This is a genomic window from Mycobacterium heckeshornense, from assembly GCF_016592155.1.
Classification (GTDB): Bacteria; Actinomycetota; Actinomycetes; order Mycobacteriales; family Mycobacteriaceae; genus Mycobacterium; species Mycobacterium heckeshornense.
The window spans coordinates 4,606,283-4,624,206 of record NZ_AP024237.1 but is presented as its reverse complement, the minus strand read 5'-3'; the positions used below and the strand labels follow the sequence as shown (position 1 = coordinate 4,624,206).

Below are 17,924 nucleotides of genomic sequence, written 5' to 3'. Positions count from 1 at the left end.
CGCGTGGCGGTGTTGATCAGGAGGGCCGACATGTGGGATCCCGACATCTACCTGGTCTTCGCGGATCAGCGCGCCCGCCCGTTTTACGACCTGCTCGTCCGCGTCGGCGCCGAACGGCCGCGCCGGGTCGTCGATCTTGGCTGCGGGCCGGGCAACCTGACTTTGGAGCTGGCGCGGCGCTGGCCCGACGCGGTGATCGAGGCGCTGGACAGCTCCCCGGAGATGGTGGCCGCGGCCCGCGAGCGGGGGGTTGACGCCACCGTCGGCGACCTGCGGGACTGGAAGCCGCGGCACGACACCGACGTGGTGGTGAGCAACTCGGCGATGCAATGGGTGCCCGAGCACGCCGAGCTGATGGTTCGCTGGGCCAGCCAGCTGGGCTCCGGCTCGTGGATCGCCGTTCAGATGCCGGGCAATTTCGAGTCGCCGTCGCACGCCGCGGTACGTGCGGTCGCCCGCCGCGAGCCCTTCGCGAAAGCGTTGCGCGACATCCCATTCCGGGTCGGGGCGGTCACCCACGCGCCGGCCTATTACGCCGAGCAGCTCATCGACGCCGGGTGCACGGTCGACGCCTGGGAAACCACCTACTTGCACCAGCTGACCGGCGAACACCCGGTGCTGGACTGGATCACCGGCACCGCGCTGCTGCCGGTTCGCGAACGGCTCAGCGATGAAGAATGGCAACACTTTCGCAGCGAGCTCATCCCACTGCTCGCCGACGCCTATCCCACTCGCCGCGATGGCACCACGTTCTTTCCATTCCGGCGGGTGTTCGTCGTCGCCCAAGTAAACTGACCGCCCAGCGCTTACAGGGGAAGCCCTTTTTGCTGCGCTTCCTGACGGTAGCGGTCTACCCATTCATCCGAGCGCTGGTCGGCTTGACGTTCCAGCACGGGCTCGGGCGCCAGCCGCGGATCAAGGCCCAGCGCCTCCAGCACGGTGCCGACGATCGCGCTCAGGTTGCGCCAGAGCACCGGATACGCCACCTCGATCGGGGTGATGTTCTCCTCGGCGAACCAGGTGCGCCAGCCCTTCTCCTGATCGCGCAGCATTGTGACGATATGGGCGATGGCGCCGGCGTGGTATTCGGCTCGCTTGTCACGCTCGGGATCGCCGCGACCCCGCCACACCTGGGTTTGCACCGCGCGCCAGAACGAGACCGCCTGCGAGACCACGTCGGGTCGATAGACGTGCACGAACACCGGCTCGCCGCCGATTACGTCGCGAATGGCCGAACGCAGCCCGTCACCGGAGCGGTCGGGAAGCCCCGCCGCGCGCTGCAGCAGCAGGGGGGGTCTGATTCCACATCAGCTTGCCCCCCCCCATACCCCGTTGGGGGTGCGGCCCGAACTGCGGATGTGTTCGCGCCAGGCAACCGGGGTTGACATGTCAGGTGTGCCGGGCTTGAGTGGGTCGAGCAGCCGCAGGATCGACTCGTCGTCGACGCCGGCAAACCAGTCTCGCGGTTGGGGTGCCATGCCGGTGCTCGGTAGGTACTGAAAGAACTCCTGCGGCTCGCCGGCGCTACCGGTTGCGCGCAGCGATTCGACCAGCAACGTGCTGCCGCTGCGCTGGGTAGCCAGCACCAGATACGACTTCGAAGTCACGGCCACGACGTGAGCGTAATGCCCGATACGCCCGGTGGTGCATCGGTGCCGGGCCAGCGGGTGCGGCTGGCTTGACGACTACCCCCGGCCCGCCCTGCCAACCTAGTCCTCGGCGTGTTTGACCTCTTCCTCGATGCCGCGGTCGGCGGCGATTGCCGAGCGGCTGGTCGGTGCCCGGTGGTGGATCTGCAGATAGGTCTGGGTGTAGCGCTCTGAAATCCGTGTTCCGGCGAATTCCGACGGGATGACATCACCGGTCCGCTGCCGCCAGTCATTCAGGCGCACCGCCAAATCGTCGGCAATCGCCTGGGCGCCATCGGGATTGGCGTCGGTGAGCAGGTTATTGGCCTCACCGGGATCGGTACGCAGATCGTAGAGTTCGCGTTCCGGTCGTGGCACCGTCACCAACGGCGCGACGACTTTCCCGGACGGGCTCTCTTCGATGTCCCAGGGCAGGTCCAGCAGTGGACGCCGCGCGTAGTTCTCGATGTAGCTGTATTCCTTTGTACGGATGGCGCGGATGGGATCGAACGAGTCGTGGTAGGTCTTCATGGTGTACACGTGGTCCCGCGCCGGAGTGGGGTGCGGGTGGGAAGCGACAAGGTTTTGCGCGTGTGACACCCCGTCGACGTCGCTCGGCACGGCGAGACCGAGTAGTTCGAGCAGCGTGGGGACCAGGTCGACACCGCTGAACAGCTCGTCGTAGACACGCGGCGCCAGCCCAAGCCGGGCGGGTGGTCGGATGATCATCGCAATGCCCGTTCCGGCGTCATACAGGGTGGATTTCGCGCGCGGGAAGGCCGGACCGTGGTCGGTGAAAAACACCACCCACGTGTTGGTGTCCAGACCGGTGGCGGCGAGCGTATCCAGCAGCTGGCCGACGGCGGCGTCCGCGGTGGCGATGGACCCGTAGAAATCGGCGAGATCCTGGCGAACCTCCGGCGTGTCGGGCAGGTAGTCGGGCGGCCTGACCGCGGCGGCGTCGGCCGGTTGGTAGCGGTCGTGCGGGTAGGGGCGGTGGGTTTCGAAGAACCCGGCGGTTAACAGGAACGGCTGGCCGCCGTCGTGGTGGCGCAGCCACGCTTGCGTCTTGTCGACGACGTAGTCGCAATACGAATTCGACACGTCGAACTCATCGAAGCCCAGCCGGGTCGGATACGACGTCTCGTGCTGCATCCCGAAAAGTGCTGAGTACCAGCCAAATTCGGACAGAATCTGCGGAAGTGTGCGGACACCGGAGCGGTACTCCCAGCCGTGGTGGGCCAGACCGAGCAGCCCATTGCTGTGCGGGTAGCGCCCGGTGAACAGCGAGCCACGCGACGGCGAGCACAGCGGGGCGGTGGCGTGTGCTCGGGTAAACAGGATTCCCTCGTTGGCCAGCTTGTCCAGCCGCGGACTGGACACGTCGGTGTGGCCATATACGCCGAGATAGCGTCCCAGGTCATGCCAATGCACGAGCAGCACGTTGTCGCGTCCGGGCTGCCTCGCATCGCGCTCGCTGATTGCCGTCACGTCCCTAGCTTGCATCGGGGCACCTTGGGGCTTGCTGTGCCCCCCTTTTTCCGGTCGTGATTTTTATGCACGAGCACAGCTGATCGGCCCGGTGCGCCGACCAACCGGTGGTGGGTCGAGCGCCCGTTGTGGTCGAATCGCAGCACAGAAAGGAGTTCTGCCTGTGGCATCGTTTGTCGTGCACCTGGCCAGCGGCGAGTCGATGACTGTTGACGGCGAATTCGCCATCGGGGGTAACGGTGTGCTCACCGTGGTGCGAAACCAGCCCCTGCGTCCCGCCGTCACGATGCACTTCGCGCCCACGGCATGGATCTCCGTCGAGGCCGCCAGCCAGCCCCCGCTAGCGGCTGCGGTCGACGCCGCCGAGTCCGTCGGGTAACACGGCCGGCTGCGGCGAGCTGCTCCAGCCGTTTTCCGAAACGAACTCTGCTAAGGGGCGGCCGAAGGCCCAGCCGTCCAACTCGAGCGCCGGTCGATCGGGAAAGTCGGGCACCGGCCCGAGGCACAGGATCGCCACTGGTTCGGCGTCGTCGGGCATGGACAGCAGGGCGGCCAGCCGCCGGGGATCGAACAGCGACACCCAGCCCATGCCAAGCCCCTCCGACCGGGCCGAGAGCCACAAATTTTGGATGGCGCATGACACCGACGCCAGGTCCATCTGCGGCAGCGTGCGCCGCCCGAACACGTAGGCGTCCCTCCCGTCGCACAGCGCCACCACCAGCAACTCGGCGCAGTCGAGGATGCCCTCCACTTTGAGCCGCAGAAATTCTTGGGCGCGTGTTCCCAGCGCTTGTGCGGTGAGCTGGCGCTCCTCGTCGACGATCGCGTGGATGCGCCGCCGCAGCGCGTCGTCGGTGATGCGGATGAACCGCCACGGCTGCATCAGGCCCACGCTGGGCGCAGCGTGCGCGGCCCGCAGCAGTCGCTGCAACACGTCGTCGGGGATCATGCTGCCGGGCAGGAATCGGCGCATGTCCCGCCGCTCGAAGATGACCCGGTACACGGCGGCGCGTTCCTGCGGGCTAAACGCGTGGCCGGTCATGCAGCCATCGTAGAAACGACCCGTCGCCCACCGATGACGTTGTGCGGTGCGTCTTCGGTGAGCCGTCTCGTACGGCCGACGGCACCGCCGTCACCGCTGCCGCCCGGATCGGACCGAGTCATGGGACCGAGTCGAACAACGACTGCCGTCACCCAGCACGGCCTCGGGCGCGGCGGCTATGTGCTTTGCGCTGATGCGCTCGTGAGGATCGCTTTCGCTGGTAGGGATGTAGGCATGCGTTCGGTCCAGACCGTCGTGGCGCCTGTTGCTGCGGTGCTTGCAGTAGTGGTGTATGCGTTGATGTGGCTGGGGTTTCACTGTCGATGGGGCTGGCTGGCCTGGCTGGACCGCTCGTCGTTACAGGTTTTCTACGACGTCGGCCTCAAGCACCCGGTGTGGATACGGTTTTGGGACAGCGTGTGCACGGTGTTCGGCCCGAACGCGTTTCGGCTATTGGGCGCGGTGGCTGTGGTGGTTGCGCTAGCCAAGCACCGGCTGCGGGTAGCGCTGTTCTTGGTGGCCACCATGGAATGCAGCGGGCTGATCACCGAGATCGCCAAGCTTGCGGCGCATCGGCCGCGGCCGGTGACGACGCTGTCGAACGCATCTTCTTGGTCGTTTCCCTCAGGGCATGCCCTGGGCGTCATGGTTTGCGTGCTGGCGTTGCTGATCGTATTGGTGCCAGTACTGAGCCATTGGATGCGCGTGGTTACGGTTGCGTTGAGCGCGTTGATAATCGCAGCGGTCGGGTTCGGCCGTGTTGCGTTGAATGCGCATCACGTCTCCGACGTGCTGGCCGGCTGGGCGTTGGGATATGTGTATTTTCTGCTGTGTTTCTTGGCTTTTCGACCGTTGCGTAGAAACTAGCGTTCTGGGTCAGCGCTGTTTTCGTCAGATTTCTGGTCGGGCGCAAGTATGCGACGGGTCGTAACCGGCTTGCCCTCCAAGCGCTTTACCACGTCCGGTACGGTCGGGGGAGCGGTAACGCGTCCCTGTACCGGGGCGCCGTTTTTCACCGACGGGGGAACGACACGCTTGGTGTCGGCCTTGGCATCTTTGTTTGTTCCGTCGCCGCCGTGCATCGCACCTGGGGGCACCATCGGCATGCCCGCCATCCCGCCCCTGGGAGCCGTGGTCTGCTCGGGTGCGGTCGACGGTGCCGGCGGCGTGGTTGGCGACGACATCGGGACCGTACCGGCCGATGGAGCCGGTGGCGGCCCGAGCATCGCGGCCGGTGTGGTGCCGCCCAGGCCTCCAGCGCCGCCACCTCCTGCCCCGGCTAATTCGGCCGCGCCACCGCCAGCGCCGCCGCCCGCGCCGAGCAGCTCGCCGGGGATCGCCTCCGCCGCCGCGGCACCGCTGCCGGCTCCGTGTTGGAACGCGCCCATTCCGGCTTGCATGGCCTGCATACCGGCCTGGGCCACCTGTTGGGGAATCTGGGTCATGGGTTGGAGCGCACCGCCGAGGGCACCAGCGATTCCGCCTGCAAGCCCGGAAGCCATCTGCGGGATTTGCTGAAGCATCTGTGCCGACTGCTCCTCATTGGCGGGAAATTTCGTCAGCGCGTCGGTGACCTTGGCCTCGCGTTCGGTCTGATTCTTCTGGCTCTCCGCATTGTCGGCGGGGTCGCCGCTGTTTGCGGCCAGGCCTAGCGCCGCAAGAGCTTGGTCGAAGGGAACGCCGCCAGGGACTACCGGATCGGACGTGCTCATGGGCGGCGGCGGAAGCCCTAACGCGCCCGCCAATTCTTCAATAATTATCCGGAGGTCTGGTGGCATTACCTCACCCTCCTGTTGTCACTTGGCTCAGCGCCTGGAACCAGGCGAAGTGGTAATTGGCCCCGGTCTTGTCACCCTCAACGAGTGCGTTGATCGACGCAAGCAACTGCCAGTTTCCCACAGCGGCGGCGTCGACATCGTCTGGATACGAGTCAAGGACTCGATCGCGGGCGTCGGTCAGCAGCTCGCGAAGCGTCTCGATTTCAGTGTCGAGCACCCCGGTTCCTCGCGAGGCGGCCTTGGCCAGGGTGTGCGCCAGCCGCGGTAAGCCGTCGCGCCAATTGGTGGCCTGCCCCAGCTCCCAGCCGAGTTCTTCGATCGCAGGTACCTGGCGGGCTCGGGGCGAAGTCGGGACCGGCTCGTCATCGTCTGCCGGAGGCACGTGATGAAGACGGGTGTAGCTGACGGTGATTGTCACCTCACCGAGAAGTGCTTCCAGGTCACCGCGACGCTTGGCCGGATCACGCAGCTGCACACCGACCGGGATGTCGATGCCCGGCGGAATCCAACCGCTGGCAAGGTCGGTCACCAAGACGGTGGTGCCGTCGGGCCGGTCTCCGGCGGCCCAATTCAGCCGCGGCTCTTGGCGGGCGACGAAGTCGACAAGCTGCTGCAGCCGGGCCCGGGCCGTCGCCGCCGCGGAGGCGACTCCGGCGCTGGCGCCACCAGCGGTGGCGACGGCCGTCTGCTCGCCCATTCCCATCGGTGTTGGTGACGGTGGGGGCACGGCGTCAGGTCGACGCACGACCGCAGGCTGGCCGATGCCGCCAGCACCGCTTGAGGGAGTGACCGGCGCCGACGCCGCAGCTGCCGGGGGTGGAGCCGCCGGCGCGGTTGCAGGTGCAGCAGCCGTCGGTGCAGCGGGCCTGATGTCGGCGCCGTAGGCCGGCAACGGGCCGGCCGGTGCCGCCGCAGCGGACGGGTTCGCTGTCGGGGCGGGCCCGGCCACGTAGGTCGTTCCCGCTTCGCTTGTCGGAGTGTGGGTGGTCGGCGCTGGGGGTGCGACATCGGCGGCCGGTGTATGCGGGGTATCGAATACCGGAACATGAGCACTCGCCGGTGACGTCGACGCGACAGCCGGTGCTGCGGGCGGGTTCGGTATTTGCGGCTCCGCCGGAGTCATGGGCGGCACCGCGTTTGCCGCCGCCGACATCGGTGCGCCCATCTGTAGCCCCTGGTCAAAACTTTGCAACAAACCGTTCGGCGTCAATCCAGTCGGCGCAGCTGGGGGCGACGCCGACGGCGCCGACGGCATGCCCGGCATGCTGAGTGCGGAGACGGGTGGGGCGGCATTCGTGGCGGGGATCGACGGCCTGACTGGGCTAGCGGGCGGGGAAGCGGGAACGGCAGGTGCGGCCGTTGGCAATGTCGGCGGCGGTGCTGCTCCAAAGTTCGTGGGTGGGGTTGTGTATCCTGCGGCGGCCGAGGATGGTGGTGTGGGCGGCTGCGCTGCCCCAAAGCTTGTTGGTGGAGTTGCGGGTGGAGCGGTGGTGGCATTGGGTGGCAGGGTTGTTGGAGGAGTCAGACCCAGGCTTGATACTTGATCTTCCAGCGGTGAAGAGGGGGCGTCCGTTGGCGAAGACTGGTTGCCTAACGGTTGAATACTCCCAGGCGTACTAGATGGATTGAGCGCTGTCTCCACTTGCTCCCGCAATGCGTCCTTATTCGGCGATCCGAAGCTGCCAGAGAGGTCGATCCCATGGTCTTTGGCAAACTGCCGAGCCGACGATGGCATACCCCGCCCGTCGAGGATTTTCTGAATCTCATTAAACACGTTATCTACGTATGTCGCAGCTTTGACATTAGCCTCAGTCTGGCACTCGACTACGACATCAGTGATTTTGCCAATTTTAATCGGAAGCGGGTCATTAGAGCTTTGGATCTGTTTGATCCTGGAATTTCCTTCTTGGGCGATGTTGTCCAGTTGGCGTGTTAATTCAATCCCCGAGTCGTAGGCGGATTGGTAAGAGGATTTTATTATATCGTTTATTTCTCCAACGTGACGGTGATGCTGCTCGCTGTTGTAGTGCACTTCTCGAATATCGTTCGCACTTATGCCTTCTTGATTGAGCAGCGAGGTGAACTGCTGTTGTGCTAGTTGGTCGGCAAATAGATTATGCGCGGCTGCGTTGCCCCCCCGACTAGATGCGACATTACTGATAATTTCCAAACCCCGCGGTCGCTGGTGACCCACGAGAATTTCGGTCCAATCTACATTAGAGGAAGCGCTCACTTGCATAACTCATCTATCTTCGAGATATCGCTGTCTACGGCGTGGCGTAATGGGTCTAGAGCCGCGCTAGGCTCATCGTTGAGAATACGCATCGCGGCTTGTTCATATGAGTTGGCAAGCGACCGCACAGCGTCTGCTAGTTCAGCGGGAGTAGCGGGCTGTGCTGTCAGACGGGTCAGAAGATAATCTCCTGCAGCGTAAAGCGACAGGCGTTTCATAGTAGCCGCCGCGAGCGAGCCAACCGGGTCTCCTTCAAAATCCGGTCGGTGGGTGTTTAACGCCACTTCGTTTTTCGCGTAGTTGTAAGCAACGCAAACATCCGTTTTCGCGTTGGCGATTTGTTGATCGCTGTACGCGGGTGCGGTCGGGGCCTGCTCGTGAATCTCGTGCGGCAGTGGTCGAAACCATCCAGTAATCCCCACCCCTAGGCCGATAATCGCGATCGCTAGGGCGGCGAAGCTTGGCCAGCGTGAGGGACTGCGAAACGACATCGGTGGCGGGGGGACCCACCAGGGAGATGCGGTTGTCGGAGCCGAAAGCCCAGGATTACTGTATCCTGGGGGGACTCCAGAGGAGGGCGTCGTATCCGGCATGGGGCTATGGTATCGCCGATTGCCGATTCCGCTATCCACCTGCGCTGGCTGCGTGATGTCAGTCAGTCGAGGCTGGTGATTTAGCGAATGCTGATCCAAGAGCCAGTAAAAGTCGGGTAAAATACAGATCGCCACATCAGCGGAATCTTCAAGGCCCGCATTGTTAAGCGGGGTTGGCCAAGGTCCGGATGGCATTAATCGCTCCTGCCAACACGTTGAAGCAAAAGCGATGCGGTTTGTACGTACGCGAACGTGCCGATAGCTTTTACAGCAAAGTCGAGGCTGACAGCCCCCATTTATCGACGGCCATTCTTAGCTACTTAGCTAGATCCTCCCTCACCATCTGCTCTATCTCATTGATCGACTTTGACATCAGATGACTAAAAATCGTCGCATTAACCACGGACAGTATGGCGCAATCATTACGTAAACATATTTTGTAACCACCGTTAGCCGGAGTAACCTCGACGCCAGTTGCGTATCCTCGCCTGGCGAGTTCAGTGCCTAGACGCCCGGAAGCAAGGCTCGAACGCGCGGTGGTTGCCCAGTCCCAGATAAGATATTTCTCTGTCAGATCGAAACTTGACAGTTTGGCAGCACCATTCCGGCGCTGTCCACGGTCGTTGACCGTGTCCACGACCCACCATGACCCATCAGTGCGGAGATGCACTGAATAATCGTCCGAGCTGAAGAAAATTTGGCAGTCTTCGCAGTCGGTCGAGACAGATATATTGCCCCCACCAATCTCCGGTGCCCAATGACGCCAGTTTGTCGATAAGCGGGAGAAATCCACCATCAGTTGATCCTCCTCAGGTGCCCCCACCTGACTAGTTCCTCAACGCTACCATTGTTTCCGAATTCATCAATAATTCGGTATTGTGTGCCGCCGCCGGGTTGATGAAACCATGGGGCTGCTTGGGATTGTTCGATGTGCCAGCCGGGTGGGAGTGCTGTGGGGTCGTTGACGACGTATCGGTAATACGGTTTGGCGGCGCTTTCCGGGGGAGGGAGAGTTGTGCGAAGGGGGTTCCTTCGGGGGCTAGGTAAGAGCCGCCGGGGTAGCCGAAGCGGCCAAGCTCGGTGCCTGCAGGCAGGTGCGCGTCGGGGATGACGGTACTGGGTATGGCGTAGGGCTTGCTGGGCAGGCTGTCGTCGGGGTAGATGAGGCTGCCGTCGGCTCTGGTGAATTCCGGGCCGGGTTCGATCGGGTGATATCCGTGAAACAGCGGCGAATCGGAGGGCAACGGGTGCGGCACCTCGCTGCCCGGTATAGGCGCGGTGTGCGGGCCGCCGCCGGGCTGCGCTGGCTCGTGCGCGGTTGGCCCTGCTGGATGTTCGCTCGCGGTTAACGGGGTCGGGTGCTCTGAATTTGTGGTGGGCGAAAAGTGAAGCGGGTGGTCGGTGGTGAGACTTTGGGCGACGGCGTGGGCGCGGGACTCGGCTGCGTCGGCGGCGCGACCTTCACGGGTGAATAGTGCCTTGAGGCCTTGCCAGGCGGCCTCGGCGCCGGCTTTGCCGGCCACAAGGGTGGGGCCAGCACCTACGGCGGTGACGAAGGCGTTTTGCAGTAGTTGGTCGTCGGGGATGGCGCGGCCCTCATCGAGCGTGCGAATGCCGGTGAGTTTGCCGTTTGTGAACGTGTAGTACGTCTGCGTGCGCTGATCGAAAATCTCGCCGGTGCCATTCTTAAGCTGACCGGTGACCTGCACGGGTTGCCCGTCGACGGTGTAGCCAAAGATGAAACGGCCATCGGGGCTGCTGCGCAGGGTGCTGGGATCGATGTTGCTGTAGTCGGGCAGTTTGCCCAAATCGATGAGCGCGTCGGCGAGGTTCTTTGTGAGTTGGGGCAGACGCGCAAGCGCGGCTTGTCCCTCCGGGGATCCTTGGCCTGTGGTGTAAGCCGTGGCGGCGGCATCGTCGATGGCCTTTTGTGCTGCGCGCACTTTGGCCATCTGATCCAGCACAGCCTGATTGGTGAGCCGTTTGATATCGGCCAGCTTGGTGGTCTCCAGTCCAGACGGTGGAATATCTCCGGGGACTGGATCTTTGGGCTGTTCGGCATCCACACCGTGGATCGCATCCGGGTCGTATCCATCGGTGCGCAGGCTGGCCAGCGACTTCTGTAGATAGTCCGAGTAGCCGGCCCGGATCGACTGCAGTTGGGCCAGTGTGGATTTCGTGTCGTCAATTGCGGTGTGTTCGAGGCTCGCGATGAGTTGATCAACCGCCTCCTTATCCGCGGCGGACAGGTGGCTGGTTGTTTCGAGATCTTCCGCTGCGCCGATCTTTTGGTCGATGTCTGTTAGTTGCGTCTCCAGTGTGGAGATCAGCGTGGCGCAGCTACGTTGGGCTTCGGCGAGGGTGGCGGCGATATTTTCCAGGTCGACGGCGATCTTGGGCAGTTGGGCCACTTGCCCCGCAGTGATCGGATGGTGCGCTGCACTTCGGCGGAGTCATTGATCGGGTGCTCCCCGTTCTCCCGGTTCCACGACACCTCGAACCGGCGATACGCCTCAACAAACGCGTTGTCGGCCTCGGCGGTGCACTGACCGGCACTATGAAACGCTTGCCCCAGCTCGGCGATCTGGGCCGGTCGTCCACTTTGAATGCTGGCATTGACGTGCCAGGGATCACCGCCAGCCGCCGCGATGAGTTTTCCGAGATCTATATGTTGTAGCTGCACCTACCGATCCAATGTCCAGATCCCTCGCAGGCATGCCGACCGGGAGTTCAGGCTTGACGAAGTTGGCCGGTGATCTCGAAGCCCATCACCGTGCCGTTCTCGCGATGCTTGGTCATGTTGCGGCACTCAGATGTCCAGACCTCTCGGTCGCTGATGGCCTACCAGAATTTCCGACCAATCACCAGATGTTGAAGCGTTCATTTGCATAACCGATCTATTGTTCCCACATCTGAGTCGAGATCTCGGCGGAGCGGATCTTGAACGGAATCGGGCGCATCGGCGAGGGCTACGATGCCGAACTTCTTCAGCGTTCTCGCGAGTGCCTGAACTGCAGTCGCTAAGTCAGCGGGAGTTGCGGGCTCTGCCGCGAGCTGGTCCAGGAGGTAATCACCACCGGCGTAGAGAGCGAGACGTCCGTTCGCAACTGCTGCCAGTGAGCCGGTTTCGTCGTCGGGTTTGGGGCGGTGGGTGTTTAATCTCACTGCGTCGGCCACTGTCTTATAAGCGCCGCAAACATCCGCCTTCGCGTCGGTGACTTCTTTTTCAGTGACCCGACTTGGGCCAAATTAGTGCGCACCGTCGGTGCGGATCTTGGCGAGTGCTTCGGCGAGGTCGTCGGGTAGGGCGTCGGCGGCGGTGAGGATTTGTCGTCCGGCGCGAATCTGCACGGTGCGGTAGCGGCGTGCGGTGCGGACGAATTTCTTGATGCTCCAGCCGGTTTGGCGTTCGATCCAGTGCGATACAGCCATGGCGGCGAACACGACGCTGAGGTGCGCCTCGATCGAGTCGCGAGTGCGGTGGTAGATCGGGCGAGCTTGAAGGTCATGCTTGGACATTCGGAAGGCCTTCTCGATGCGCCACAGCTGGTGGTAGGCGTCGATGACGAACTGCGCGGGTTGTTCGACCAAGTTGGTGGTGTAGCCCTTCCAGCCGCCAGCGCACGGGTCTTGGCCTCCAAGGCGCGGTTGACCGATTTGGTCGCACCGCTGAGTTGGATGTAGCGGTTGCGCTTGACCGGGGCATGCCCATCCACGGCGCGCTGGGCCTTGGCGATCTGCTCGTCGATGCCGCGCAGGGTGCGCCGGGCCCGGTCATGTCGGTACTGGTAGTAGATGACCCGATCCGGGATACCGCGGGCTTTCTCCGCTGAGGTGGCCGGCCACGGCTGGGTTAACACCAACCCGTCCGGGATGACCTCGTCCGGGTGCTTGGCGCGCCATTCGGCGATCACGTTGGGCAGCAATGAGATCCGGGTTCCCAGAATGAACGACAACCCCGCGGCCTGCAGGGCGATCTGGTTGGCTTCAGAGATCATCCCGGCATCAGCGACCACGGTGACCTCGCTCAAGCGGTGGGCGGTCTTGAACGCGTTGATCACCGGCAACATGGTCGCGGTCTCGGCCTTGTTGCCCTCGAAGGCAGCCACTGTCAGCGGGAACCCAGTCGCATCGGTCAACAAACCCAGGGTGATCTGTGGATCGAGTCGACGTTCCTTGGAAAACCCGGGCTCGCGAAACCCATCAACGGCATCGGTTTCAAAGTGCAGGGTGCTCACGTCGTAAAGCACCAGGCTGGCCGGACCCAACGCAGCGTGCGCTGCACATGCAGCCGAAAGTGCCTGCCGGAATTCGGGTTTGGCGAAAATCGGCAGCCGCCGCTTCACCGTCCGATAGGCCGGCGAATCCACCCCGGTCTCCGAAAGCACCCGCAGCGCATCGACCTTGCTGGTCGGTTCGATGATTCGGGCGCCCACCAGGTCCCGAAACACCTCATCTCCATCGGTGGCGGCATCAAAGCCCAGCACCCGATAGGCATGACACAACGCCTCCCACAGGTGCTCAGAACAGGAGGCCACGATCTCCAGCGGCCGGCCACCGCCGGCAGCGGCCTGCTCGAGTCCCAAGTCCAGGCTCTGCTGACCGGCAGCCACGCGCTGAGCCGCAGCCGCCTTGAGCGCCTCCAGCTGGGCCTCACTGTGCGCCGAGCCGAGGTGCTCAATCTGGCGCGATCCCCGCCGCGAAGACCACACGATCTGCACCGCGGTTGCTCCCGAGGCCGTCTTCACCGTGCGCACATACGCCACCAGCGCACACTAAAGAACTTCAATTAGTGCAGACCTTCCGACCCGCCGCGACCGAAAACCCCAGCTCAGCGACTCGCAACCACCCCGATCCTCCAAAAGTGGCCCAAGTCAGGTTATAAGCGCCGCAAACATCCGCCTTCGCGTCGGTGACTTCTTTTTCAGTGAAGGTAGGCGCTGGCGGGGTCGGCGGTGGACTGTTCTGCGGCGTCGGACGTAACCACCCCACTACGCCAACCGCTACACCAATCAGCGCGATCACGAAGGTAGCGACAGTTGGCCAGCGTGGCGGCCTGCTAAACACCATCGTCGGCGGGGGACCCCACGCAGCGGAGGGAGCTAGGTGGGCTGGCACTCCTGATGCGGGTGGAAGCCCAGCGGGAGGCGTATCCGGCACGGCGCCATGGTATCGCTGATCACCGATTCCGGTATTCAGCTTCAGGGTGACCTACAAGGATTTCTCGCCAATCTGGCGGACCTAAACTGCTCATTTGCACAGCCCATCGATCTTAGCTATGTCTGTGTCAATCTCATGGCGAAGCGGGTCAAGAGCTGAATTTGGCTCGTAATTAAGGGTGCGGATTCCGGCTTCCTCATACAAGTTGGCAAGGGCTTTGACCGCGTCCACCAAGTTTGACGGCGTTGCGGGCTCTGTCGCCAAACGCTTTAGCAGGTAATCGCCCCCGGCATAGAGTGCGAGTCGACCGTTGGCAGCAACGGCTAGCGCGCCGATCTCGTCGCCTTCTACTGGGTTCGACCGGTGCGTGTTAACAAACACCTCATTTTTCGAAATGTGGTAAGCAGCACATATATTCGTTTTCGCGTTCGCGATTTGTTGATCGCTGTACGCGGGTGCGGTCGGGGCCTGCTCGTGAACCTCGTGCGGCAGTGGTCGGAACCATCCAGTAATCCCCACCCCTAGGCCGATAATCGCGATCGCTAGGGCGGCGAAGCTTGGCCAGCGTGAGGGACTGCGAAACGACATCGGTGGCGGGGGGACCCACCAGGGAGATGCGGTTGTCGGAGCCGAAAGGCCAGGATTACTGTATCCTGGGGGGACTCCAGAGGAGGGCGGCGTATCGGGCATGAAGCTATGGTAACGCTCGCTGCCGATTCCGGTATTCAGCATCGGTAAGGCGCAAGAGTGCAGCTCGATCGTGCTAGAGCCGGAATGTTGCCATTGAATTTGGGCAAGCCTGGACCTGGCTTACGTGATACCTTCGCGCACAATCTGCTCGATCTCATCGTAGATTTCGACATTAGGTGACTTAAGATCGTAGCGATACCTCCAAACCAGAACGGAACAAGCCTCATGCAGGCATATCTTGATATGCGCATCGCACACGCGCAAAACCGCAACTTCAGAAGCAGATCCCTGCTTGTATAAGTCTTTAAAGGTCCGGCCGCGAGGCATGGACGAGCAAGTGTTAAGCTAGGCGATCCCCTCCCTGACCATCCGCTCAATCTCATCCACTGACTTCGACATCAGATGACTAAAGATCCTAGAGTAAGGCTCGGATAGGATTGCGCTTCCAGCAGATGATTTTAGCTCTACACTCCATTCGCTATCGGTCGGCGCTACAATTACCTTCGGATTGTAGCCGGACTTGTAAAGTGGAGGACCCAGACTCTCTCTGCCGATCGCGCTCCGCGCTGTATTTCCCCAACGCCATATCAAGTATTTTTCTGCCAAATCAAAGGTAGAGAACTTAGCAACGTCATTGTAGCGTTTCCCGCGGTCATCAACCGTATCTATAACCCACCAGGAGTTTTCTCTGTGCAAGTGTACCGAATAGTCGTTGGAGCTGAACAGAATTTCGCAGTCATCGCAATTCGTCAACACAGCTATATCCGCGAGCTGCGCCATATTAGACCATTCAACCCAGTTTGTTGATAAGCGAGAGAAATCTACCATTAGCCGACTATTCTCCTTAGATATCCGCAGTCGACGAGTGCCTCCACGGACGCCTCCTCTCCGGGCGGTGCGATAATTCGGTATTGTGTGCCGCCGCCGGGTTGATGAAACCATGGGGCTGCTTGGGATTGTTCGATGTGCCAGCCGGGTGGGAGTGCTGTGGGGTCGTTGACGACGTATCGGTAATACGGTTTGGCGGCGCTTTCCGGGGAGGGAGAGTTGTGCGAAGGGGGTTCCTTCGGGGGCTAGGTAAGAGCCGCCGGGGTAGCCGAAGCGGCCAAGCTCGGTGCCTGCAGGCAGGTGCGCGTCGGGGATGACGGTACTGGGTATGGCGTAGGGCTTGCTGGGCAGGCTGTCGTCGGGGTAGATGAGGCTGCCGTCGGCTCTGGTGAATTCCGGGCCGGGTTCGATCGGGTGATATCCGTGAAACAGCGGCGAATCGGAGGGCAACGGGTGCGGCACCTCGCTGCCCGGTATAGGCGCGGTGTGCGGGCCGCCGCCGGGCTGCGCTGGCTCGTGCGCGGTTGGCCCTGCTGGATGTTCGCTCGCGGTTAACGGGGTCGGGTGCTCTGAATTTGTGGTGGGCGAAAAGTGAAGCGGGTGGTCGGTGGTGAGACTTTGGGCGACGGCGTGGGCGCGGGACTCGGCTGCGTCGGCGGCGCGACCTTCACGGGTGAATAGTGCCTTGAGGCCTTGCCAGGCGGCCTCGGCGCCGGCTTTGCCGGCCACAAGGGTGGGGCCAGCACCTACGGCGGTGACGAAGGCGTTTTGCAGTAGTTGGTCGTCGGGGATGGCGCGGCCCTCATCGAGCGTGCGAATGCCGGTGAGTTTGCCGTTTGTGAACGTGTAGTACGTCTGCGTGCGCTGATCGAAAATCTCGCCGGTGCCATTCTTAAGCTGACCGGTGACCTGCACGGGTTGCCCGTCGACGGTGTAGCCAAAGATGAAACGGCCATCGGGGCTGCTGCGCAGGGTGCTGGGATCGATGTTGCTGTAGTCGGGCAGTTTGCCCAAATCGATGAGCGCGTCGGCGAGGTTCTTTGTGAGTTGGGGCAGACGCGCAAGCGCGGCTTGTCCCTCCGGGGATCCTTGGCCTGTGGTGTAAGCCGTGGCGGCGGCATCGTCGATGGCCTTTTGTGCTGCGCGCACTTTGGCCATCTGATCCAGCACAGCCTGATTGGTGAGCCGTTTGATATCGGCCAGCTTGGTGGTCTCCAGTCCAGACGGTGGAATATCTCCGGGGACTGGATCTTTGGGCTGTTCGGCATCCACACCGTGGATCGCATCCGGGTCGTATCCATCGGTGCGCAGGCTGGCCAGCGACTTCTGTAGATAGTCCGAGTAGCCGGCCCGGATCGACTGCAGTTGGGCCAGTGTGGATTTCGTGTCGTCAATTGCGGTGTGTTCGAGGCTCGCGATGAGTTGATCAACCGCCTCCTTATCCGCGGCGGACAGGTGGCTGGTTGTTTCGAGATCTTCCGCTGCGCCGATCTTTTGGTCGATGTCTGTTAGTTGCGTCTCCAGTGTGGAGATCAGCGTGGCGCAGCTACGTTGGGCTTCGGCGAGGGTGGCGGCGATATTTTCCAGGTCGACGGCGATCTTGGGCAGTTGGGCCACTTGCCCCGCAGTGATCGGATGGTGCGCTGCACTTCGGCGGAGTCATTGATCGGGTGCTCCCCGTTCTCCCGGTTCCACGACACCTCGAACCGGCGATACGCCTCAACAAACGCGTTGTCGGCCTCGGCGGTGCACTGACCGGCACTATGAAACGCTTGCCCCAGCTCGGCGATCTGGGCCGGTCGTCCACTTTGAATGCTGGCATTGACGTGCCAGGGATCACCGCCAGCCGCCGCGATGAGTTTTCCGAGATCTATATGTTGTAGCTGCACCTACCGATCCAATGTCCAGATCCCTCGCAGGCATGCCGACCGGGAGTTCAGGCTTGACGAAGTTGGCCGGTGATCTCGAAGCCCATCACCGTGCCGTTCTCGCGATGCTTGGTCATGTTGCGGCACTCACCGGAGACTTGGATGGTGCCTTCACCGTTGGCTGCGTCCTGGTTCATGACCGCCACCACGCCGTCTTTGTTGATCACTCGTCCGTATGAATGCCAATCAGGCGGCGGACCGTTGTTCCACCCGTAGGCGGCCATCGTCGTGGCCAGCTTGTCGAAGTACATATCGGGGTCGACCTCGGTCGGGTAGCCCTTGGAATCTTCCATAGGCCACTTGAATCCGATCGTCACAAGTCCGCGGTAAGGCGGATCTCCTTGGTCATTGCATGATTCCCAGTCGAAGTGTCCCGTCGGATCCTGCAGCCCACTTATTTTCACAATCTGCTTGGCGGGATCGATCACCTGAGCCGTGGCTTGTTGGTCCGACAGGGGATTGGCTGGGTGGTCGATGTCATGTCGGTGGCCAAACATCGCCGAACATCCTCCTATCACCAGCGGCAGGCCCCACGCCACCAGAACGAGTACTA

Annotated in this window: 11 protein-coding genes and 4 pseudogenes; 3 read left to right on the top strand and 12 right to left on the bottom strand. The window is 62.4% G+C overall.

All coding sequences use genetic code 11. The annotated features are described in order from the left end of the window. Positions 1-30 precede the first annotated feature (30 nt). On the top strand, positions 31-795 hold the full coding sequence (locus tag MHEC_RS22320) for a trans-aconitate 2-methyltransferase (protein ID WP_048893592.1): 765 nt from the start codon (positions 31-33) through the stop codon (positions 793-795). 11 nt (positions 796-806) lie between these two features. Here the strand turns inward: MHEC_RS22320 and stf0 are convergent. Further along, positions 807-1,586 (bottom strand): annotated as a pseudogene (gene stf0 / locus MHEC_RS22315) (trehalose 2-sulfotransferase). Positions 1,587-1,709: 123 nt separating this feature from the next. Beyond that, on the bottom strand, positions 1,710-3,134 hold the full coding sequence (locus MHEC_RS22310) for a sulfatase family protein (protein ID WP_048893586.1): 1,425 nt from the start codon (positions 3,132-3,134) through the stop codon (positions 1,710-1,712). A 148-nt stretch (positions 3,135-3,282) separates the two neighbouring features. Here MHEC_RS22310 and MHEC_RS22305 point away from each other — a divergent pair, with 148 nt between their 5' ends. Further along, positions 3,283-3,498 (top strand): hypothetical protein, encoded by a 216-nt coding sequence (locus MHEC_RS22305; RefSeq protein ID WP_048893585.1) that lies wholly within the window; start codon positions 3,283-3,285, stop codon positions 3,496-3,498. Here MHEC_RS22305 and bluB read toward each other — a convergent pair. After that, positions 3,460-4,161: a 5,6-dimethylbenzimidazole synthase gene (gene bluB, locus MHEC_RS22300; RefSeq protein ID WP_048893584.1), complete on the bottom strand. Its 702-nt coding sequence runs from the start codon at positions 4,159-4,161 to the stop codon at positions 3,460-3,462. The genes MHEC_RS22305 and bluB overlap by 39 nt on opposite strands. Before the next feature lie 234 nt (positions 4,162-4,395). Here bluB and MHEC_RS22295 point away from each other — a divergent pair, with 234 nt between their 5' ends. Continuing rightward, a complete protein-coding gene (locus tag MHEC_RS22295) occupies positions 4,396-5,028 on the top strand; it encodes a phosphatase PAP2 family protein (protein ID WP_048893583.1) in 633 nt (210 codons plus the stop codon). On the opposite strand, the gene MHEC_RS22290 is transcribed toward MHEC_RS22295, so the two are convergent. From MHEC_RS22290 to MHEC_RS22245, 9 genes and pseudogenes are all read right to left on the bottom strand, one after another. Then, positions 5,025-5,939, bottom strand: a complete 915-nt coding sequence (locus MHEC_RS22290) for a hypothetical protein (protein WP_071700568.1) — start codon at positions 5,937-5,939, stop codon at positions 5,025-5,027. The genes MHEC_RS22295 and MHEC_RS22290 overlap by 4 nt on opposite strands. A 4-nt stretch (positions 5,940-5,943) precedes the next feature. After that, complete coding sequence (locus tag MHEC_RS22285; RefSeq protein WP_142358651.1) at positions 5,944-7,062, bottom strand: DUF5632 domain-containing protein; 1,119 nt, start codon at positions 7,060-7,062, stop codon at positions 5,944-5,946. A 1,106-nt stretch (positions 7,063-8,168) separates the two neighbouring features. Further along, positions 8,169-8,663, bottom strand: a complete 495-nt coding sequence (locus tag MHEC_RS22280; protein WP_071700565.1) for a hypothetical protein — start codon at positions 8,661-8,663, stop codon at positions 8,169-8,171. Between the two features lie 418 nt (positions 8,664-9,081). After that, entirely contained in the window at positions 9,082-9,588 is a 507-nt protein-coding gene (locus MHEC_RS24585) for a hypothetical protein (RefSeq protein WP_235434994.1), read from the bottom strand. Further along, positions 9,561-11,448: pseudogene (locus MHEC_RS22270) on the bottom strand (TNT domain-containing protein). The gene MHEC_RS24585 and the pseudogene MHEC_RS22270 overlap by 28 nt, the downstream one beginning before the upstream one ends. Positions 11,449-12,014: 566 nt before the next feature. After that, a pseudogene (locus MHEC_RS22265) lies at positions 12,015-13,531 on the bottom strand (IS1634 family transposase). 484 nt (positions 13,532-14,015) lie between these two features. Then, positions 14,016-14,513, bottom strand: coding sequence for a hypothetical protein (locus tag MHEC_RS22260; RefSeq protein ID WP_048893881.1), 498 nt, complete (start codon positions 14,511-14,513; stop codon positions 14,016-14,018). A 929-nt stretch (positions 14,514-15,442) separates the two neighbouring features. Continuing rightward, positions 15,443-17,332, bottom strand: a pseudogene (locus MHEC_RS22250) (TNT domain-containing protein). A gap of 47 nt (positions 17,333-17,379) precedes the next feature. After that, a complete protein-coding gene (locus MHEC_RS22245) occupies positions 17,380-17,868 on the bottom strand; it encodes a hypothetical protein (RefSeq protein ID WP_099869037.1) in 489 nt (162 codons plus the stop codon). Positions 17,869-17,924 lie beyond the last annotated feature (56 nt).